The organism is Diaphorobacter aerolatus, assembly GCF_014489535.1.
GTDB lineage: Bacteria > Pseudomonadota > Gammaproteobacteria > Burkholderiales > Burkholderiaceae_C > Diaphorobacter_A > Diaphorobacter_A aerolatus.
This window is the reverse complement of the sequence record NZ_CP060783.1, coordinates 903696-922681: the sequence shown is the minus strand read 5'-3', so window position 1 is coordinate 922681 and position 18986 is coordinate 903696. Positions and strand designations below refer to the sequence as shown.

At 60.5% G+C, this 18986-nt stretch carries 15 protein-coding genes, 8 tRNA genes and 4 pseudogenes; 22 read left to right on the top strand and 5 right to left on the bottom strand.

Going from position 1 to position 18986, the window contains the following annotated elements; translation table 11 throughout:
• Positions 1-76 precede the first annotated feature (76 nt).
• Entirely contained in the window at positions 77-451 is a 375-nt protein-coding gene (locus H9K75_RS04255) for an arsenate reductase (protein ID WP_187724883.1), read from the bottom strand.
• A gap of 47 nt (positions 452-498) precedes the next feature.
• Between H9K75_RS04255 and folC the strand changes: the two genes are divergently transcribed.
• The 16 genes and pseudogenes from folC (at position 499) to H9K75_RS25400 (ending at position 9051) form a co-directional block, all read left to right on the top strand.
• Positions 499-1824, top strand: a complete 1326-nt coding sequence (gene folC / locus H9K75_RS04250) for a bifunctional tetrahydrofolate synthase/dihydrofolate synthase (protein WP_187724882.1) — start codon at positions 499-501, stop codon at positions 1822-1824.
• Between the two features lie 14 nt (positions 1825-1838).
• Positions 1839-2833, top strand: a pseudogene (locus H9K75_RS04245) (SPOR domain-containing protein).
• Positions 2834-2859: 26 nt separating this feature from the next.
• Positions 2860-3347 (top strand): annotated as a pseudogene (locus tag H9K75_RS04240) (CvpA family protein).
• A gap of 158 nt (positions 3348-3505) precedes the next feature.
• Complete coding sequence (locus H9K75_RS24610) at positions 3506-3718, top strand: hypothetical protein (protein WP_264293969.1); 213 nt, start codon at positions 3506-3508, stop codon at positions 3716-3718.
• Positions 3625-4926: pseudogene (purF, locus tag H9K75_RS04235) on the top strand (amidophosphoribosyltransferase); the annotation flags it as partial. The gene H9K75_RS24610 and the pseudogene purF, both read left to right, overlap by 94 nt.
• A 121-nt stretch (positions 4927-5047) precedes the next feature.
• Positions 5048-6261 (top strand): annotated as a pseudogene (locus H9K75_RS04230) (O-succinylhomoserine sulfhydrylase).
• On the top strand, positions 6258-7667 hold the full coding sequence (gene gltX / locus H9K75_RS04225; protein ID WP_187724881.1) for a glutamate--tRNA ligase: 1410 nt from the start codon (positions 6258-6260) through the stop codon (positions 7665-7667). The pseudogene H9K75_RS04230 and the gene gltX overlap by 4 nt, the downstream one beginning before the upstream one ends.
• Positions 7668-7742: 75 nt before the next feature.
• Positions 7743-7818, top strand: a tRNA-Ala gene (locus tag H9K75_RS04220).
• Positions 7819-7832: 14 nt separating this feature from the next.
• Positions 7833-7908: transfer RNA gene (locus H9K75_RS04215), tRNA-Glu, on the top strand.
• A gap of 49 nt (positions 7909-7957) precedes the next feature.
• Positions 7958-8034: transfer RNA gene (locus H9K75_RS04210), tRNA-Asp, on the top strand.
• A 20-nt stretch (positions 8035-8054) separates the two neighbouring features.
• Positions 8055-8130, top strand: a tRNA-Glu gene (locus tag H9K75_RS04205).
• A gap of 51 nt (positions 8131-8181) precedes the next feature.
• Positions 8182-8258, top strand: a tRNA-Asp gene (locus tag H9K75_RS04200).
• A 95-nt stretch (positions 8259-8353) separates the two neighbouring features.
• Positions 8354-8429 (top strand) — tRNA-Ala (locus H9K75_RS04195).
• A gap of 18 nt (positions 8430-8447) precedes the next feature.
• Positions 8448-8523: transfer RNA gene (locus H9K75_RS04190), tRNA-Glu, on the top strand.
• Between the two features lie 49 nt (positions 8524-8572).
• Positions 8573-8649 (top strand) — tRNA-Asp (locus H9K75_RS04185).
• A gap of 195 nt (positions 8650-8844) precedes the next feature.
• Positions 8845-9051, top strand: coding sequence for a hypothetical protein (locus H9K75_RS25400; protein WP_404826407.1), 207 nt, complete (start codon positions 8845-8847; stop codon positions 9049-9051).
• Here H9K75_RS25400 and H9K75_RS04180 read toward each other — a convergent pair.
• The gene (locus tag H9K75_RS04180) at positions 9004-10053 is read right to left on the bottom strand and encodes a Fic family protein (RefSeq protein ID WP_187724880.1); all 1050 of its coding nucleotides are present in this window, start codon (positions 10051-10053) and stop codon (positions 9004-9006) included. The two genes, H9K75_RS25400 and H9K75_RS04180, sit on opposite strands and share 48 nt — an antisense overlap.
• A gap of 360 nt (positions 10054-10413) precedes the next feature.
• Here H9K75_RS04180 and H9K75_RS04175 point away from each other — a divergent pair, with 360 nt between their 5' ends.
• Entirely contained in the window at positions 10414-10584 is a 171-nt protein-coding gene (locus tag H9K75_RS04175) for a hypothetical protein (protein WP_226858519.1), read from the top strand.
• 15 nt (positions 10585-10599) lie between these two features.
• Here the strand turns inward: H9K75_RS04175 and H9K75_RS04170 are convergent, their stop codons facing one another.
• Complete coding sequence (locus H9K75_RS04170; RefSeq protein WP_187724879.1) at positions 10600-11358, bottom strand: 3-hydroxyacyl-CoA dehydrogenase; 759 nt, start codon at positions 11356-11358, stop codon at positions 10600-10602.
• Positions 11359-11604: 246 nt separating this feature from the next.
• Between H9K75_RS04170 and H9K75_RS04165 the strand changes: the two genes are divergently transcribed.
• Complete coding sequence (locus tag H9K75_RS04165) at positions 11605-12168, top strand: dihydrofolate reductase family protein (RefSeq protein ID WP_187724878.1); 564 nt, start codon at positions 11605-11607, stop codon at positions 12166-12168.
• Positions 12169-12465: 297 nt separating this feature from the next.
• On the opposite strand, the gene H9K75_RS04160 is transcribed toward H9K75_RS04165, so the two are convergent.
• Positions 12466-13368, bottom strand: coding sequence for a virulence RhuM family protein (locus H9K75_RS04160; protein WP_226858518.1), 903 nt, complete (start codon positions 13366-13368; stop codon positions 12466-12468).
• A gap of 399 nt (positions 13369-13767) precedes the next feature.
• The gene (locus tag H9K75_RS04155) at positions 13768-14334 is read right to left on the bottom strand and encodes a phasin family protein (protein WP_187724877.1); all 567 of its coding nucleotides are present in this window, start codon (positions 14332-14334) and stop codon (positions 13768-13770) included.
• A 238-nt stretch (positions 14335-14572) separates the two neighbouring features.
• Between H9K75_RS04155 and H9K75_RS04150 the strand changes: the two genes are divergently transcribed.
• The 4 genes from H9K75_RS04150 (at position 14573) to H9K75_RS04135 (ending at position 18963) form a co-directional block, all read left to right on the top strand.
• Entirely contained in the window at positions 14573-15028 is a 456-nt protein-coding gene (locus tag H9K75_RS04150; RefSeq protein ID WP_226858517.1) for an acyl-CoA thioesterase, read from the top strand.
• A 159-nt stretch (positions 15029-15187) separates the two neighbouring features.
• Positions 15188-16411: a nicotinate phosphoribosyltransferase gene (gene pncB, locus H9K75_RS04145; protein ID WP_187724875.1), complete on the top strand. Its 1224-nt coding sequence runs from the start codon at positions 15188-15190 to the stop codon at positions 16409-16411.
• 83 nt (positions 16412-16494) lie between these two features.
• Positions 16495-17913, top strand: a complete 1419-nt coding sequence (locus H9K75_RS04140; protein ID WP_187724874.1) for a sodium:proton antiporter — start codon at positions 16495-16497, stop codon at positions 17911-17913.
• A 42-nt stretch (positions 17914-17955) separates the two neighbouring features.
• Positions 17956-18963: a 2-hydroxyacid dehydrogenase gene (locus H9K75_RS04135; protein ID WP_187724873.1), complete on the top strand. Its 1008-nt coding sequence runs from the start codon at positions 17956-17958 to the stop codon at positions 18961-18963.
• The last annotated feature ends 23 nt before the right edge of the window (positions 18964-18986 follow it).

Sequence of the window (18986 nt, the reverse complement as noted above, 5' to 3'; positions counted from 1 at the left end):
GAGCGTCAAAAGTTGTGTGCGGGAGCGTAAAGCTACGTAAACACCTGGTTTCATAGCACTTTCTCGCTTTTCTGAGTCAGTTGCCGATCAATTCGTTCCACTTCTGAACGTCGAAACCGACGGTGACAGGGCCGCTCGCCTGGCCCTGCCATTCGACGACCGGGCGCTTGATGACGGACGCGTGTTCCTTCATGACCTCGATTGCGCCCGCATCGTCGCTGGCTTGGGCCTGAACGGCAGGATCGAGCTTGCGCCAGGTCGTGCCCTTGGTGTTGAGCAGCTTGTCGCGGCCCACGGCCTTGAGCCAAAGCGGCAGCCGGTCTGCCGGAACGCCTTGCTTTTTGAAGTCGTGAAACTCGTAGTTCACGCCCTGATCCGTGAGCCAGCTTCGCGCCTTTTTCACGGTGTCGCAGTTCGGGATTCCGTAGATGATGATTGTGGGGGTACTCATGGAGCCGATCATCGCTCATGCCGCCGTGCGCGACAATGCCGGGCTGTATGCACAATCTTCCTGACACTCTGGACGGCTGGCTGAGCTATTGCGAAAGCCTGCATCCCCGCAACATCGAAATGGGCCTCGAACGCGTGGGCGAGGTGGCCAAGCGGCTGAACCTGCATTTCGATTGCCCCGTGATCACCGTGGCCGGTACCAATGGCAAGGGCTCCACCTGCGCGATGCTCGAAGCCGTGGCGCTGCAGTCGGGCTACCGGACGGGCGTGTTCACCTCGCCGCATCTGGTGCATTTCGAGGAGCGTTGCCGCGTTTACGGCGAGATCGTCACGGCGGCCCAGCTCGTGGAGCAATTCGCGGCGGTCGAGGCGGCGCGAGTGCAGGGCGGCAACGAGATTGCACTGACTTATTTCGAGTTCACGACGCTCGCGATTCTGCGCTTGCTGAGTCTGGCCAGGCTCGACGTGGTGATCCTCGAAGTCGGCATGGGCGGACGCCTCGACGCCACCAATATCGTCGATACTGACTGCGCGATCATCACCAGCATCGATCTCGATCACATGGAATTCCTCGGCCCGGATCGCGAAACCATCGGGCGCGAGAAGGCCGGCATCATGCGCCCGGGCAAACCCGCCGTGGTGAGCGATCCGATGGCACCGCAAAGCGTGATCGACCACGCCAACGACATCGGCGCGGATCTCTGGCGCTTCGGCATCGATTTCAACTTCACCGGCGACAAGCAGCAATGGGCCTGGGCGGGTCGCGGCCGGCGTTATGCCGGTCTCGGTTATCCGGCGCTGCGCGGGGCCAACCAGTTGGTGAACGCCTCGGGCGTGCTCGCGGCGTTCGAGGCGCTTCGCGACCGGCTGCCCGTCACGGCGCAGGCCGTGCGCACCGGGCTTGCGATGGTGGAGCTGCCGGGTCGCTTCCAGATCATTCCGGGCCAGCCGACCATGGTGCTCGACGTGGCGCACAACCCGCATTCGGTCGCGGCGCTGACCGCCAATCTGGACGCGATGGGCTATTTCCCGGTCACCCACGCGGTGTTCGGCGCCATGGCGGACAAGGACCTGACGCCGATGCTTGCCAAGATCGGCCCGCTCATTGACCGTTGGTACTTCACCGATCTGCCGACACCGCGCGCCGACACCGCGGCGCATTTGCAGCAGAAGTGGAACGCGCTGCAGATGGTGGCTGGTGCCAAACGCGATGTGAAGACATCGCTGTATTCCAACCCCGAGGCCGCTTTGCAAGCCGCAATCGCAGCGGCCGACCCGGCTGATAGAATCGTGGTTTTTGGCTCGTTCTATACAGTGGGCGGTGTGCTCCAGCACGGCACGCCTCGTCTGCAAGCCAAGCATCTGGGTGCATAACGAATCCATAGCGCATGGCCTTTATCAAGTTTCCCTGGTCCGGTAAGAAAGAACAACAACAAGACACTCCTGGCGGCAAGACGTCGCGGCGCTCGCGCGTTGCTGCGCAGGCCGAGAGTGTCGAGGTCATGCGTCGCCGTGCGCGCCACCGCCTGATCGGCGCCGCCGTGCTCGTGGTGGCCGGCGTGGCGGCTTTCACACTGCTGTTCGATACCAAACCGCGACCTGTCGCCGTCAACCTGCCTGTTGACGTGCCTGATCGCAACACGGTGGCACCGCTCGTGGTGCCTGGTGCGAGCGGCGCTGCATCTTCTTCCGGTTCGACGACCGTGGCGCGTGCTGGCTCGGGCTCGTCGCTGCCCGATTCCGGTTTGTCGGATGGCGAGGAAATCGTCACCGCTCCCGCGCATCGCCCGGCGGCTTCGGCGACGGTCCCACCGGCCTCGACGGCTTCAAGACCTGCTGCAACCCCGGCATTCACGGAACGTCGCGACGCTTCCAAGCCTGAAACCAAGCCCGAAGCAAAGCCCGAGCGCAAGCCGGAGGTGAAGCCCGAGGTGAAGCCAGAACCGAAGCCTGAGCCAAAGCCCGAGCGCAAGCCGGAGGCGAAGCCTGAACCCAAGCCCGAAGCGAAACCGGAGTCCAAACCCGAGCCCAAGCCGGAACCCAGGCAGCGCGCCGATGATTCGGCACGCGCTCGTGCCTTGCTTGAAGGCAAGGATGGCTCGTCGTCTTCTCCGCCTTCTTCCAGCAGTACGGCAACAGCCGCTGCCAAGGCGGAGGGCCGCTTCATCGTGCAGGTCGGCGCGTTTGCCGATGCCGACAAGGCGCAGGAAGTGCGCGGCAAGCTCGCGAGTTCCGGTCTCAAGGCGTTCACGCAGACGGTGGACACCAAGGACGGCAAGCGCACACGCGTTCGCGTCGGTCCGTTCACCGGCCGTGTCGAGGCGGACAAGGCCGCGGGCAAGGTCAAGGGCTGGGTCTTCCGGCTTCGGTGATCCCGCTGTGAATCTGACGCACTGATCGGAGTCGCGCATGGCTGCGCTGGATTGGTTGTGCATCATCGTGCTGGTCGGCTCGCTGGTCCTGGGTGCTTGGCGCGGACTGGTATTCGAGCTGCTTTCGCTGGCCAGCTGGATCGTCGCCTTCTTTCTGGCGCAATGGTTTGCGGCGGACGCGGCGGCCTTGCTGCCGATGAAGGACTATGACGCCACCATTCAGCACGCGGTCGGCTTCGTGCTGGTATTCGTGGTAGCGATCTTTGCCTGCAGTTTCCTGGCCTGGCTCATGAAGAAGTTGATTGATGCCATCGGGCTTCGTCCTGCGGATCGCGCGCTGGGCGGCATTTTCGGGCTGCTTCGCGGGTGCTGGTGCTGCTGGTGGTGGCGGTGGTCGCCCAGCTCACGCCGATGCATGAGGCGCAGTGGTGGAAAAACGCGCAGTCCGCCTCCATATTGGAAGCTGCGCTCGCTGCGGCAAAACCCCTGCTTCCGTCCGACATGGCCGTACGGCTACCCGCGTGAACGGGCAATTCGCGGCGACAATTGAGGTCCCGCCGGGACGTTGGAAATTATTGTGAGTGTTTGGTGGATCTTTCCCCGCCAGAGAATGGAAACCGAATATGTGTGGAATCGTCGGTGTAGTCAGTTCGACCCCTGTCAATCAACTGATCTATGACTCCTTGCTGCTCTTGCAGCATCGCGGCCAGGACGCGGCAGGCATCGTCACGCAGGAAGGGCGCAAGTTCTTCATGCACAAGGCCAAGGGCATGGTCAAGGACGTTTTTCGCACCCGCAACATGCGCGCGCTTCCGGGCACCGTGGGTCTGGGCAGTGCCGCTACCCGACCGCCGGAAATGCCGCCAGCGAGGAAGAAGCCCAGCCGTTCTACGTGAATGCGCCGTTCGGCATCTACATGGTGCACAACGGCAACCTCACGAACGCCAAGCAACTGCGCGAGGAACTGGTCAGCACCGACCATCGCCACACCAACACCGACAGCGATTCCGAAGTGCTGGTCAACGTGCTGGCGCACGAGCTGGCGCGCGCCACGAGCGGCGCGGCGCTCAAGAGTGAAGACGTGTTCAAGGCCGTTCGCGCGGTGCACAAGCGCCTCAAGGGTTCATACTCGGTGATTGCGCTGATCGCGGGCTACGGTCTGCTGGCGTTTCGCGATCCCTATGGCATTCGCCCGCTGTGCATCGGCAAGGGCGCCGACGGCACCATCATGCTGGCGAGCGAGTCGGTCGCGCTGGAGGGCACGCTGCACCAGCTCGAGCGCGACGTTGCGCCGGGCGAGGCGGTGTTCATTCATGAGGATGGCCGCATGGAGGCCGAGCAATGCGCCGAATCGACCATGCTGCATCCCTGCGTGTTCGAGTACGTCTATCTGGCACGCCCCGACTCGGTGATGGACGGCATCTCGGTCTATCAGGCGCGCCTGAACATGGGCGAGACGCTGGCCAAGCGCGTGATCTCCACCGTGCCGCCGAACCATATCGACGCGATCATCCCGATCCCGGAATCCAGCCGACCCAGCGCCATGCAACTGGCGCAACTGCTCGGCATTCCGTATCGCGAAGGCTTTGTGAAGAACCGCTACGTGGGTCGCACCTTCATCATGCCCGGACAATCCACGCGCAAGAAATCGGTGCGCCAGAAGCTCAATGCCATCGGCAGCGAGTTCAAGGGCCGTAGCGTGCTGCTGGTCGATGATTCCATCGTGCGCGGCACCACCTCCAAGGAGATTGTGCAGATGGCGCGCGATGCGGGCGCCGTGAAGGTCTATCTGGCCTCGGCCGCGCCACCCGTGCGTTATCCGAACGTGTATGGCATCGACATGCCGACCAAGACCGAACTCGTCGCGCACGACCGCACGGTGGAGGAAATCCGCCAGGTCATCGGTTGCGATGCGTTGATCTATCAGGATGTGGACGCGATGAAGATCGCCGTTGGCAAGATCAACCCGAAGGTGCAGGGCTTCGAGGCATCGTGCTTCGATGGCGAGTACATCACGGGCGACATCTCTGACGGCGAGATCAACGCGATCAACGCAGGCCGCAACGAGGCCATGGAAGACGACGAGGACGCCCAGCTCGCCTGATGTGTCCGCCCGCGCCGTCCGTCATTGGACGGGTCGCGCGCGGGATGACTGGCTCGCGCACTGCCGCCCACCGCCCATCGCGGACTTCGATGGCCCGAATGAAAATACCGAAGGATTTATCGTGACCGACAGAACATTGCCGCAAGGCCTGCACCCGGACACGCTCGCCGTACGCGAAGCGATCGACCGCAGCCAGTGGGGTGAGCACAGCGAAGCGCTGTATCTGACCAGCAGCTTCGTGCAACCGGACTGCGAAACGGCGGCGCGCCGTTTCGCCGCGCAGGAAGAGGGCTATACCTACAGTCGCACCAGCAATCCGACGGTCACCAGCTTTGAAAAACGTCTGGCGGCGATGGAAGGCACCGAATGCGCGGTCGCCACCTCCACCGGCATGTCGGCGATTCTGCTGGTGGCGATGACCGCTCTGAAAACGGGAGATCACGTGATCTGCTCGCAGTCGATGTTCGGCTCGACCATCAAGCTGCTTGGCACCGAGATGGCCCGCTTCGGCGTGGAGACCACCTTCGTGTCGCAGACCGACGTGCAGGCCTGGAAAGACGCGGTGCGCCCCCATACCAGACTGCTGTTTGCCGAAACGCCCACCAACCCGCTCACCGACCTGTGCGACATTGCCGCGTTGGCCGAGGTGGCGCATGCCAACGGGCGCTGCTCGCGGTCGACAACAGCTTTGCATCGCCCGTGCTACAGCAACCTGTCCGGTTCGGCGCGGATCTGGTCGTGCATTCCGGCACCAAGTTCCTTGACGGCCAGGGCCGCGTGATGGCCGGGGCCGTGTGCGGCACGGTGGCGCTGGTCGACAAGGTCATGGGCACGTTTTTGCGCAGCGGCGGCTTGAACGTTGCGCCGTTCAACGCCTGGGTCGTGATGAAGGGTCTTGAAACCCTGTCGATCCGCGTGAAGGCGCAGAGCATTGCCGCGCTGGAACTCGCGACCTGGCTTGAGGCACATCCCAAGGTCGCGCGCGTGCACTACCCCGGGTTGAAGAGCCATCCGCAGCATGAACTCGCGATGCGCCAGCAAAACGGCATGGGCGGCGCGGTGATCGCATTCAACGTGGTGGGCGAGGGGGCCGAGCAGTTGCGCGCCAACGCCTTCCATGTCGTGGACAGCACGCGCGTTTGCAGCATCACCGCCAACCTGGGCGATGTGAAGACCACCATCACGCATCCGGCCAGCACCTCGCATGGTCGTCTCACCGAAGATCAGCGTCAGGCCGCAGGCGTGGGGCAGGGCCTGATTCGCGTTTCCGTGGGGCTTGAGCATCTGGGCGATCTCAAGGCCGATCTCTCGCGTGGACTGGATACATTGAAATGACCCAAGAAAAAGTACGCACCCGATTCGCTCCGTCGCCGACGGGCTTCATTCATCTGGGCAACATCCGCTCGGCGCTCTATCCATGGGCCTTTGCGCGCGCCAATCGGGGCGACTTCATTCTGCGCATCGAGGACACCGATCTCGAGCGCTCCACGCAGGCGTCGGTCGATGTGATCATCGAAGGCATGGAGTGGCTCAGGCTCGATCATGACGAAGGCCCGTTCTTCCAGATGCAGCGCATGGACCGCTACAAGGAAGTGCTGGCGCAGCTTCAGGCCAAGGGTGCCGTCTATCCTTGCTACATGAGCATGGAGGAACTGGACGCGCTGCGCGAAAAGCAGATGGCCGCCAAGGAAAAGCCACGCTACGACGGCACATGGCGCCCGGAAGCAGGCAAGGTCCTGCCGCCCGTGCCCGAGGGTGTGAAGCCCGTGCTGCGCTTCAAGACGCCTCTGACCGGCGTCGTTGGCTGGGACGACAAGTGCAAGGGCCCTATCGAGTTCCAGAACTCCGAACTCGACGATCTGGTGATCGCGCGTCCCGATGGCACGCCGACCTACAACTTCTGCGTTTGCGTGGACGACATGGACATGCGCATCACCCACGTGATCCGCGGCGATGATCACGTGAACAACACGCCGCGCCAGATCCATATCTTCGAAGCGCTGGGTGCCAAGGTGCCGGTATTCGCGCACCTGCCGACCGTGCTCAACGAGCAGGGCGAGAAGATGAGCAAACGCAACGGCGCCAAGGCGGTCACGCAGTATCGCGACGAAGGCTATCTGCCCGACGCGATGGTGAACTACCTCGCACGTCTGGGCTGGAGCCACGGCGACGATGAAATCTTCTCGCGCCAGCAATTCATCGACTGGTTCAACCTCGACCATCTGGGCCGCAGCGCCGGACAGTTCGACGAAGCCAAGCTGCGCTGGGTGAATGCCCAGCACATGAAGATGATGGATGACGCCGAACTGGCCGCGTTGATCAAGCCATTTGTCGTCGCGGCGGGTGTCGATGAAAGCCGTATCGATGCGGATGACCGTCTAAAGCGCATCGCCGGTCTGTTCAAGGATCGCTGCGACACGCTCGTCGATCTCGCGGGCTGGGCAAAACTGTTCTACATGGACGGTATCGAGCGCAACGCCGAAGACTATGCCAAGCACGTGACCGATGCCGCCACGCCATTGCTGGCCGCCTTCGCAACCGCCATGGAAACGGTGGAATGGAACAAGGACGCCATCGGCGCCGCCATCAAGCAGGTCCTCAAGGAGCAGGGCGTCAAGATGCCGCAACTCGCCATGCCGGTTCGCGTGCTGACGCTGGGCACTGCGCACACGCCTTCGGTGGACGCGGTGCTTGAGCTGCTGGGGCGCGAAAAAGTTTTGAAGAGTTTGAAAAGCACCTGAAAACCTGTATATAATTCAAAGCTCAGCAAATGACGGCGGTTACATAAGAAAACGGCGCCATTTGTGGAGTTTTTTGGGGGTATAGCTCAGCTGGGAGAGCGCTTGCATGGCATGCAAGAGGTCATCGGTTCGATCCCGTTTACCTCCACCAAGAATCTAGGTTTTGACCCTATCGTCTAGAGGCCTAGGACATCACCCTTTCACGGTGAGTACCGGGGTTCGAATCCCCGTAGGGTCGCCAAGTTTGAGGCACTTGAAGCTCCGCCAGGAGCCCGCAACGCTTTCTACCAGGAGTGGTAGTTCAGTTGGTTAGAATACCGGCCTGTCACGCCGGGGGTCGCGGGTTCGAGTCCCGTCCACTCCGCCAATTTCTTTCGTTCAGGTTTTGACCCTATCGTCTAGAGGCCTAGGACATCACCCTTTCACGGTGAGTACCGGGGTTCGAATCCCCGTAGGGTCGCCAAGTTTGAAGCGCTTGAAGCTCCGTCACAAGAGCCTGTAAAGCTTCCTGCCAGGAGTGGTAGTTCAGTTGGTTAGAATACCGGCCTGTCACGCCGGGGGTCGCGGGTTCGAGTCCCGTCCACTCCGCCAGATTGTTCGATTTGACCAGTAACGGGTCGTCCCAGAAGGAGGCCCGTTTTTGTTTTTGTAAAAGCAAAACAAGGCGAAGCCGGGTCAGGTCCCTTGGGGGTATAGCTCAGCTGGGAGAGCGCTTGCATGGCATGCAAGAGGTCATCGGTTCGATCCCGTTTACCTCCACCAAGAATCCAGGTTTTGACTGACCCTATCGTCTAGAGGCCTAGGACATCACCCTTTCACGGTGAGTACCGGGGTTCGAATCCCCGTAGGGTCGCCAAGTTTGAAGCACTTGAAGCTCTGCCAGGAGCCCGGAACGCTTTCTACCAGGAGTGGTAGTTCAGTTGGTTAGAATACCGGCCTGTCACGCCGGGGGTCGCGGGTTCGAGTCCCGTCCACTCCGCCAAACTTTCAAAAGGCCCGCAAACGCGGGCCTTTTGTCTTGCTGAGTCCCCAACAGGTGTGAGCCACCGAAGTGAGCCCTTTTTGGAGCGCAGCCGTGCGAATTCCGGCCTATCTGCGGCTTTTCCGACACGGGATTTAGTTTTTTCGGATTTGTATTCCATCTCCACTCCAGCGCCGCTGGCGGAGTGGCAGAGAATTGAAAATCTCGCTTCGCACGCGCGACCAGCGCGTGGCACTTGCCAAAGCACGCGATCTTGCCATCGCCGCGCACAGGCATTTCGATTACGCTTTGATGGATATGACCGCCAAACCGCATCGACACCAGCTTACCGCTTGTGCGGTAAGCGGGCGGACCTTATTGCAATTCATACCAAGCCCCTCGCCCGGCGCCACGTTGGTTTAGGCTGCCGCGCTCATTGAGGTTGCGGAAATGCTGCTTGAGCGTATTCCGACTCGCACCAGTTAGTCTGATCGCATCCGCCATCGTAATTCGACCATGTTCGCGTGCGAATTCCATGATCTGCAAGGACAGCTCCGGCATGGCGGCAAGCACGATCCTTTCGCGTTCAACTTTTTTCTCCAGCCTTCGAACTTGCTCTGCAAGTGACCGAAGGAAGAACACCAGCCATGGTTGCCAATTGGGTAGGTCACTACGAATCGTTCCCTGGGTCTGGCGTAGCGCCAGGTAGTAGGCCTCCTTGTTAACCTCAATCACGCTTTCCAGCGAGCTGTACGGCACATAGGCGTAACCCGCCTGGATAAGCAGCAAGGTCGTTAACACTCGGCTGAGGCGACCGTTGCCGTCCTGGAATGGGTGAATTTCTAGAAAGACGACAACAAAGATTGAGATCAGGAGGAGGGGGTGGAACCTCGCCTTGTCTCGTTCCTGTCCAATCCACTCCACCAATTCGGCCATGAGGCGGGGCGTATCAAAGGGCGTAGCGGTCTCGAAAACGATGCCGATCTGGATGCCGTTCTCGTCGAAAGCTGCAACGCTATTGGAGTTGGTCTTGTACTGACCTCTGTGCCGCTCATCTTTTTCGCTATATCGCAGCAGGGTCTGGTGCAACTGCTTTATGTGGTTTTCGTTGAAGGGGATGTCACGCCACGAGCTGAACACCAGATCCATCAACTCGGCATAGCCTGCCACTTCCTGCTCGTCGCGTGTCTCGAAGGATTTGATCTCCAGATTGGAGAGCAACTTTTCCACCTCACGGTCGGAGAGTTTGCTGCCCTCAATCCGCGTAGATGAGCCAATGCTTTCGATGGTCGCTACACGCCGCAGGGCCGACAGTCGGTCAGGCGCGAGGGTGCCGAGGGCGCGCCAGGCTCCTTTGAACTCGTCGATTTGGGCGATCAGCCTTAAGACTTCCGGAGTGATTTGCAGGGACTCTATGTGCAGCATAAACCAATATTACACCCATTTGCACCCATTTATTCGGCGTGATGCATTCACAGCAAATGCTGAAACTCATAGGGTGGTCGGGTGCTTTCTGTTCTGCGTGTGACCAAAATAACGCCCATTTACACCCATTATTCGATTCAACTGGGCAGTACCTTGATTTACTGAGTTAGCCTAATAAGCAGCCCATTTACACCCATTTTTGAGCCGTGCGGTCGCGGATATGAAAGCCATACAGGACTCGAATCCTGCGCTACAGTGGTGGCTCACTTGCAGCAAGTTCGACGACTTGCATCGTTTTTTTGGTTCTGGTGCCTGGTTTCATCCTCCATTGGGCGGCACGCGGAAGCAAGCCAAAGCGCGGTGATTCTGCCGCTGGAAGAAGTGGAGGATCTGCAGCACGCGCGCGACGTGCAGATACGTCCGCTGCATCCGCGACTCATGCGTCCGATGGCCGTGGCATATCGCAATCTGCCGGTGCTCGACCCCGCCGTGAGCAGCGTGCTCAAGGTTCTCGAAGAGTTTGCGGGGTGAGCAAGCTGGGCTTGCTTACTTCGGTGCCATGCGAATCGCGCCGTCGAGACGAATCACTTCGCCGTTGAGCATGTCGTTCTCGACGATATGACACGCGAGTTTTGCGTAGTCGTCGGGCGTGCCCAGGCGGCTCGGGAAAGGCACACCGGCGGCGAGCGCATCCTGCACTTCCTGTGGCATGCCGAACAGCATCGGCGTGCCGAAGATACCGGGAGCGATGGTCATGTTGCGGATACCGCTGCGCGCAAGGTCACGGGCGATCGGCAGGGTCATGCCGACGATGCCGCCCTTCGACGCGGAATACGCCGCCTGGCCGATCTGCCCGTCATACGCGGCCACGCTGGCCGTGGAAATCATCACGCCACGCTCACCGGTCGATTCGGAATCGTTCTTCGCCATGGCTTCCGCAGCGAGGCGGATCATGTTGAAGCTGCCGATCAGATTGACCTGGATGACCTTGCTGAACAAGGTGAGCGAATGCGCGCCGTTCTTGCCCACGGTTTTTTCCGCAGGCGCGATGCCGGCGCAATTGACCAGACCCATCAGCTTGCCCGCGGCCACGGCCTTGGCAACCACGGCCTTGCCGTCGTCTTCGCTGGTCACGTCGCATTTGACGAAACTGCCGTTGATCTCCTTGGCAACCGCTTCGCCTTTTTCAATCTGCATGTCGGCAATGACCACATGCGCACCCCGGCGCGCCAGCATGCGCGCCGTGCCTTCACCGAGGCCGGACGCGCCGCCGGTCACGATGAATACCTTGCCCTTGATTTCCATGGATGTCTCCTTTGAAGATATGACGTTGACGTTGACGTAAACGTCAATTATGAACGATTCACGCGGATGCAGGAGTTTGAATCATGTGCGGACAAGCAATGCTCCTGAGCGTGCGGAAGGCGACACGGCACTTATGATACGTTGGCCGTCGCGTTCATCCCGCCCGTCGGGGATCGCATTGCGAGAACAGGCCCCCGTCAACAAGCGACAGACCATCGAATGGATTGCCAAACTCCATAAATCACCATGGGACTTCTAACCTTCAGCCTCAATCTCACCCTGGACGGCTGCATCGACCATCAGGAGGGAATCGCTGACGACGAGACTCACGCTTTCTTCACCCGCCTCATGGACGAGTGCGGGGCGATGCTGTGGGGCCGCGTCACTTACGAAATGATGGAAAACTACTGGCCAGCGGTCGCGCGTGGCGATCCGCAGGCGACCCCGCCAAAGATGCGCGAATGGGCGGTCAAGCTGGAAAACATGCCGAAGTACGTCGTCTCCTCGACGCGAACGGATTATCCGTGGACCCACAGCCACCACCTGGCCGGCGATTTGCGCTCGGGCGTGCAGCAGCTCAAGGACGCAACCCCGGCCGGTGTAGTCCTCGGTAGCGGCAAACTCGCAACCGAGCTGGATCGGCTGGGTTTGATCGACGAGTACCAATTCCTGATTCACCCCAGAATCGCAGGCCATGGCCCGACCCTCTACCAAAGCGGGCTGTCCGACACGCGACGGCTTGAACTGGTCTCGGCCAGGCCGCTCAGTAACGGTGTGGTCGCAGTGCATTACCGGCGTGCGGGAGGCTAGGGCCTGTTCACACAACCCACGGGGTCGCGCAAGCCCGGAGGGTTGTGCAGTCTTGGGCGATCTGCGGCGTTGCAGGCTCTCGCAAGGTACCTACCTTGCTTCGAGCATGCGCCCTGCATCCCATCCCAAGACTGCGCAACGCGATCCCGTGCGTTGGGTGAAAAGCCCAGTTGTTTTTGGTTGGTTTCGATTATTTCTTAGGGCGTCGTTTGATTTTGATTTCCAGCGCCGTGAGCTCAGCTTCATCTTGCTGATCAGCTTGAATGGCTTCCTGCCGTTTGCGTTCCTGATCGAATTTCAGATAAAGCTCCCCGTACGCGCCTCCATCTGCTCATGGCTGATGGCGCCAGCATGGGCGAGCAGCGCAAAGCCATTGGAAGTGATGATCTGATCGATGTTCTGCCTCCAGAAGACCATGCGCGTCTCCTTCTTGCCCTTGGCACGCAGTTCGGCTGTTTCCAGAAAGATGACCACCAACCGGTTCAACGTGTCGATTTCGTCTTCGGTCAGGTAGTTCTTGGCGATCACAATGTCCGCCTTGCGCACCTTGTCTCCCTTCCAGGCGAGCAGGCCGAAATTCGGATCTATCGGATTGGCCCGGGCCGAGATGAGTTCGGCCGCGGTCTTCTGTGTCACGGCAAAGATCAACAGGTTCTGCACGGTGGCAAAGAAAACCTGCGTGGCTCCGTCCGTCTTGTCGTAGTCGCTGCATAGCGAAAAAAGGTCGCGCACCTTCTGATAGAAGCGCTTTTCGGAAGCCCGGATGTCCCGGATGCGCGCGAGCATCTCGTCGAAGTAATCCGGGCGGCCGTCCGGATTCTTCAATCGCTCGTCGTCCATTACGAAACCCTTGGTCAGATACTCCTTCAGGATGGTTGAAGCCCAACGACGGAACTGCACGCCGCGCGGCGAACGCACGCGGTAGCCGATGGCGAGGATGGAGTCGAGGTTGTAGAGCGTGACGGGGCGCTGTACCTTCCGTTCCCCTTCAGTTTGAACTACCGAGGATTCCTCGGTAGTTGCCTCCCGGCTCAGTTCGCCGTCCTCGAAAATGTTCTTGAGGTGCAGCCCGACGTTATCCGTGCTCACATCAAAAAGCTGGGCCATTTCACGTTGCGTCAACCAAACCGTTTGGTCTTTCAACCGCAGCTTGAGCTGGCTGCGGCCATCTTCGGTGGTGTAGAGAATCAGGTCGTTCATGTTGCGGGCGCCGCCGCCAAACTATCTGGTAGGTCAAACTGGAACTTGGTGATGAAGTCTTTCAGAATACGCCGGGAACGGCCAGTGGCGGGTTGCTGTAGATTGGCATCGCTGGCCTATGCAGCACCGCGACTTTGAATGCCGTGGAAAAGTCGTACTCCAGAGCGGACTGTCATGCATAGGTCATGTTACTGTATGTAGTACGGGCAGCGGCTGGCGCAAACGAAAAAAAGCCCAGTCGATAAAGACTGGGCTATCAAGGGATCCCTGAAACCGGGGTTTCGAGAGGATCCAAGGAGACAACGGGTTGGATTCAATCCGTTTCAAATGAACCGTTTTGAACCAATCAGGCGATTTTAAGGGTTAACCCTTTATGTTTCAATCGCCCGTTGCAATTAATTAACGCTTGCGAGCTGCTGCGGTAGCAGTGGCGGTTGCGGACTTGGCGGCGTTGGTGGCCGAGTTGGCAACTGCGTTGAAGTTGGCTTCAGCGACGTCGCTGGCTTGCTTCACAGCCTTTTGAACGGATTCAAAAGCGTTGTTGGCGGCGCTCACGGCGCTCTTGAACACGGCGACGGAAGTTTCCGAACCGGCAGGTGCGTTCTTGGCGGCGCTGTCAACCAGGGAGTTGAAGTTGCGCTGAGCTTCGACGGCTTGGGTTTCGAGCGTCTTGGTGATTTCTGTGCCAGCGCCGGAAGCGATGTCATACAGGTGACGGCTGTAAGCAACCGACTTTTCAGCCATGGGTTGCAGCAGGCCAGCTTGCAGGGCCAGCAGCTCTTGCGGGTCCTTGGCGGCCATCACGGCCTGGGTGTGGGTTGCAACGTCTGCCAGAGCGGCACGCGAAGCGGTCACGTTCAGTTCAACCAGCTTCTCGAAGCCTTCGAAAGCCTTGTTGGTCAGGCCAAAGAAAGTTTCCAGGTTGGCTTTTTGAGCTGCGATCACTTGTTCGGGTGTCAGGGACATGGTCATTCTCCAATTTAAGGTTTAGATGAGATATCTGCTCTGACGTGACCTGATCCGCGTGTCATGTTGCAGTGCAGCATGGAATGAATTGTAGGGGCCTTGATTTAAATTACAAGTCTTTTTTGTTGCGGTGCAACATTTTTAGAGCCCATACCCCAATTCCGCTTTCCTGCACATTCCACGCTCGCCAGGCACACGTGACGGCACTGGCAAAATAGGCGGTTCAGATGAAATGACCATGACAGAGACCCATACCCCTGCCGCACGTCCGGCTCCGCAGCAGCGTGACCAGTTCCCGGTTTTTCGCACGATTGGCACCCGCTGGGCCGACAACGACCTGTATGGGCACGTCAACAACGTTGTCTATTACAGTTGGTTCGACACGGCGGTGAACGGCTATTTGATCGAGCAGGGCGCGCTCGACATTCACCACGGTGAAACCATCGGCCTGGTGGTGGAGACGCAGTGCAACTATTTTTCGCCGCTGGCTTTTCCGCAGACGGTGGAGGCGGGATTGCGGGTGGCGCGGCTCGGCAGTTCGAGCGTGCGCTACGAGATCGGTCTGTTCGCCAAGGGCGAGCCCGCTTGCGCTGCTGTCGGCCATTTCGTGCATGTCTACGTGGATCGGCAGACCCGCCGTCCGTGTCCGCTGCCCGACGCGCTGCGCCGTGCGCTTGAGACGCTGCGCGTATAAGCGCCTGCCCGATGCGTGCCCGCACCGGCGCATGGCCGGTATTGCCGGGTGTTGGCTGCGAGCCCTGCGGGTTGGTGACACAATGGCATTCACATTCTCGCGCCGGGAGACAACCATGCGCTTCCCAAGCCCGGGACACGTTGGATACCCACCAGCTTCATGATCATCACCAGCCTGCTCGACACCGATCTCTACAAATTCACGATGATGCAGGTGGTGCTGCACCAGTTTCCGGGCGCTCAGGTCGAGTACAGGTTCAAGTGCCGAAATCCGGGTGTGCAGCTCGCGCCGTTCGTCTCGGAGATTCGCAACGAGATTCGCTCGCTGTGCCAACTGCACTTTCAGGACGCGGAACTGGCGTATCTACGTTCGCTGCGCTTCATCAAGAGTGACTTCATCGATTTTCTCGGGCTGTTCAAGCTCAACGAGAAATACATCTCGGTGACCGCGCTTGCAGACGGCGAGATCGACATCACGATCACGGGGCCGTGGCTGCACACCATCCTGTTCGAGATTTCGGTGCTGGCGATCGTCAACGAGGTCTATTTCCGCAACACGCAGAAGGTGCCGAATTTCATGGAGGGCCGCCGCAGGCTCGACAGCAAGATCGCGCAGATGCATGCCGAAGGACTGCACGAACTCAAGATTGCCGACTACGGCACACGCCGCCGCTTCAGCCGCGCCTGGCACGAGGAAGTGCTGCGCGTGCTGTGCGCGAAGCTCGGCGATGGCGAAAGACGCCCGGGTTCGGGGCTCGCGCCGGGCCAGTTGGCGGGGACGAGCAACGTGCTGTTTGCGATGAAGCTCGGCCTCAAGCCCTTGGGCACGATGGCGCATGAGTATCTACAGGCGTGCCAGGCGCTCGGGCCGAGGCTGCGCGACAGCCAGGTGTTCGGCTTCGAGTCGTGGGCCCGCGAGTATCGCGGCGACCTTGGCATTGCGCTGTCCGATGTTTACGGTATGAGCGCGTTCCTGCGCGACTTCGATCTTTATTTCTGCAAACTCTTCGATGGCGCGCGGCATGACAGCGGCGACCCGTTCGAATGGGGCGAGCGCCTGCTTGCGCACTACCGTGCGAACCGCGTCGATCCGCTGACCAAGGTGCTGATCTTCAGCGACGCGTTGACGATTCCGCGCATCATCGAGCTGTATCGCCGCTTCAGCGGACGCTGCCAACTGGCGTTTGGCATCGGCACCAATCTCACCAACGACATGGGCGATCCGCCGGAACATGTGCCGCTGCAGATCGTGATCAAGATGACGCGCTGCAATGGTCAGCCCGTCGCCAAGCTCTCCGATGCGCCGGGCAAGAACATGTGCGATGACGAGAAGTATCTCGCCTATCTGCGGCAGGTCTTCGAGATTCCCGAGACTCAAGGGTGAGCGCGGCGGCAGCGAGGCGGCGTTCGTGCAGCATAAGTACGAATGCGCGCCGGTATTCAGGAATTGAAAGTCAGGGAAACACCATGAAAATGACTCGCGCGCTGGCGTTGATCGCAGTGGCGGCGATGCCCGCAATGGCTCAGGCGGCCGACATCGATGGCGCGGCGCTGTCGGTGCTGTGGGGCGTTCCGTTTGCCGGTATTTTGTTGTCGATTGCGCTGATGCCGCTGTTCGCGCCAGCCTTCTGGCACCACCATTTCGGCAAGGTGGCAGCGGCATGGTCGCTGGCGTTCCTGATTCCGTTCGCGATCACGTTCGGGCCGACGGCGGCGGGCGCTAGCTTCGTACACGCGCTGGTGGCGGAATACATTCCGTTCGTGATTCTGCTCACGGCCCTGTTCACCGTGGCGGGCGGCATCTACATTCGCGGCAACCTGCATGGCTCGCCCGGACTCAATACCGCGATTCTCGCCATCGGCGCGGTGCTCGCCAGCTTCATGGGGACGACGGGGGCTTCGATGCTGCTGATCCGCCCGCTGATTCGCGCCAATGACAACCGCAAGCACATGGCGCACGTGGTGGTGTTCTTCATCTTCATCGTGTCCAATGCGGGCGGCTCGCTCACGCCTCTCGGGGATCCGCCGCTGTTCCTGGGTTTTTTGAAGGGCGTGACGTTCTTCTGGACGGTCTCGCACATCTTGCCCGAGACGCTGTTTCTCGTCGGCGTGCTGCTGGTGCTGTTCTATTTTCTCGATTCCTGGTACTTCCGCCGCAGCGGCGAAGTGCGCCGCGAAGATCCCACGCCCGACACCGTCGGCAAGGAGCGTATCGGTTTTGAAGGCAAGGGCAACTTCGTGCTGCTGCTGGCAGTCGTGGTGCTGGTGCTGATGAGCGGCATCTGGAAGTCCGACGTGCAGTGGGTGATCGCCGGTGCGCACGTCGGCCTGCCGGGGCTGGTGCGCGACGTCGGGCTGATTGTCGTGACCCTGCTCTCGCTGAAGCTCACGCCCAGGCCGGTGCACGAGAAAAACCAGTTCAGTTGGGGGCCGATGCAGGAAGTCGCCAAGCTGTTTGCAGGCATCTTCCTGACCATCATTCCGGTGATTGCCATGCTCAAGGCAGGCGTGAACGGGCCATTTGGCGCGATTGTTTCGGCGGTCACGCGGCCCGACGGCTCGCCCGATCCGGCCATGTATTTCTGGGCTTCGGGCGTTCTCAGTTCGTTCCTCGACAATGCGCCCACCTATCTGGTGTTCTTCAACACCGCGGGCGGCGACGCGCAGGTGCTGATGACCACGCTGGCCCCTACGCTCGCCGCGATTTCGGCGGGCTCGGTGTTCATGGGCGCGAACACCTATATCGGCAACGCTCCGAACATGATGGTCAAGGCCATTGCCGAAGACCGTGGCGTGCGGATGCCGAGCTTTTTCGGCTACATGGCATGGTCGGTCTGCGTGCTGGTGCCGTTGTTCATCATCATGACCTTCATCTGGTTCCGCTGAGCGCGAACCACGCTTTGATTCAATCGACAAGGAGACATGGCAATGAGCAAGCCACGCATTCTGGTGACGCGCAAGATATTCCCCGAGGTCATTGCGCGCCTGTCGCAGCACTTTGACGTCGAAGCCAATCAGGATGACGTGCTGTGGAGCGACGCCGAGCTGATCGAGCGTCTCAGGGACAAGGACGGTGCGCTCACCACCGGCACGCAAGCGATCAACGCGGCGCTGCTCGCGGCCTGCGCCAAGCTGCGCATCGTCTCCAACATGACGGTCGGCTACAACAATTTCGATGTGGCCGCGATGACCGCTGCGGGCGTGCTGGGCACCAACACGCCCGATGTGCTGACCGAGACCACGGCGGATTTCGGCTTTGCGCTGCTGATGGCAACCGCGCGCCGGGTGACCGAAAGCGAGCACTATCTGCGTGCGGGCAAGTGGACGCGCTGGAGCTACGACATGTTCGCAGGTGCCGAAGTGCATGGCAGCACGCTCGGCATTCTGGGCATGGGCCGCATTGGCCAGGGCATTGCCAAACGCGGCGCGCATGGTTTCGGCATGAAGGTCATCTACCACAACCGCTCCCGGCTCACGCCCGAACTCGAGGCCGAATGCAAGGCCAGCTATGTGAGCCGGGACGAGTTGCTGGCAGAGGCCGATCACCTCGTGCTCGTGCTGCCGTACACGCCCGAATCGCACCATGCCATCGGCTCTGCGGAGATCGCACGCATGAAGCCGACCGCCACGCTGATCAACATCGCGCGCGGCGGCATCGTGGATGATGCGGCGCTGGCCGAGGCGCTCATGGACCGGCGCATCGCCGGTGCGGGTCTTGACGTGTTCGAGGGCGAACCCAAGGTCCAACCGGGTCTGTTGCAGGTGCCGAACGTGGTGCTCACGCCGCATATCGCGAGCGCCACGGTCAAGACGCGCCTGAAGATGGCCCATCTCGCGGCGGACAATCTGATCGCCTATCTTGAGGGGCGCGAGCCGATCACGCCCGTGAACCCAGCCGTTGCGCGCAATGACCCCGGGAGCGCGGCGCGGTCTTGAACGAGCGCGGCCCTGAATTCATC

What these genes read in the sequence shown, in the direction of transcription:
- H9K75_RS04255 (WP_187724883.1), bottom strand. Translation starts at nt 451, where the DNA reads ATGAGTACCCCCACAATCATCATCTACGGAATCCCGAACTGCGACACC.
- folC (WP_187724882.1), top strand. Translation starts at nt 499, where the DNA reads ATGCACAATCTTCCTGACACTCTGGACGGCTGGCTGAGCTATTGCGAA.
- gltX (WP_187724881.1), top strand. Translation starts at nt 6,258, where the DNA reads ATGACCCAAGAAAAAGTACGCACCCGATTCGCTCCGTCGCCGACGGGC.
- H9K75_RS04180 (WP_187724880.1), bottom strand. Translation starts at nt 10,053, where the DNA reads ATGCTGCACATAGAGTCCCTGCAAATCACTCCGGAAGTCTTAAGGCTG.
- H9K75_RS04170 (WP_187724879.1), bottom strand. Translation starts at nt 11,358, where the DNA reads ATGGAAATCAAGGGCAAGGTATTCATCGTGACCGGCGGCGCGTCCGGC.
- H9K75_RS04165 (WP_187724878.1), top strand. Translation starts at nt 11,605, where the DNA reads ATGGGACTTCTAACCTTCAGCCTCAATCTCACCCTGGACGGCTGCATC.
- H9K75_RS04160 (WP_226858518.1), bottom strand. Translation starts at nt 13,368, where the DNA reads ATGAACGACCTGATTCTCTACACCACCGAAGATGGCCGCAGCCAGCTC.
- H9K75_RS04155 (WP_187724877.1), bottom strand. Translation starts at nt 14,334, where the DNA reads ATGTCCCTGACACCCGAACAAGTGATCGCAGCTCAAAAAGCCAACCTG.
- H9K75_RS04150 (WP_226858517.1), top strand. Translation starts at nt 14,573, where the DNA reads ATGACAGAGACCCATACCCCTGCCGCACGTCCGGCTCCGCAGCAGCGT.
- pncB (WP_187724875.1), top strand. Translation starts at nt 15,188, where the DNA reads ATGATCATCACCAGCCTGCTCGACACCGATCTCTACAAATTCACGATG.
- H9K75_RS04140 (WP_187724874.1), top strand. Translation starts at nt 16,495, where the DNA reads ATGAAAATGACTCGCGCGCTGGCGTTGATCGCAGTGGCGGCGATGCCC.
- H9K75_RS04135 (WP_187724873.1), top strand. Translation starts at nt 17,956, where the DNA reads ATGAGCAAGCCACGCATTCTGGTGACGCGCAAGATATTCCCCGAGGTC.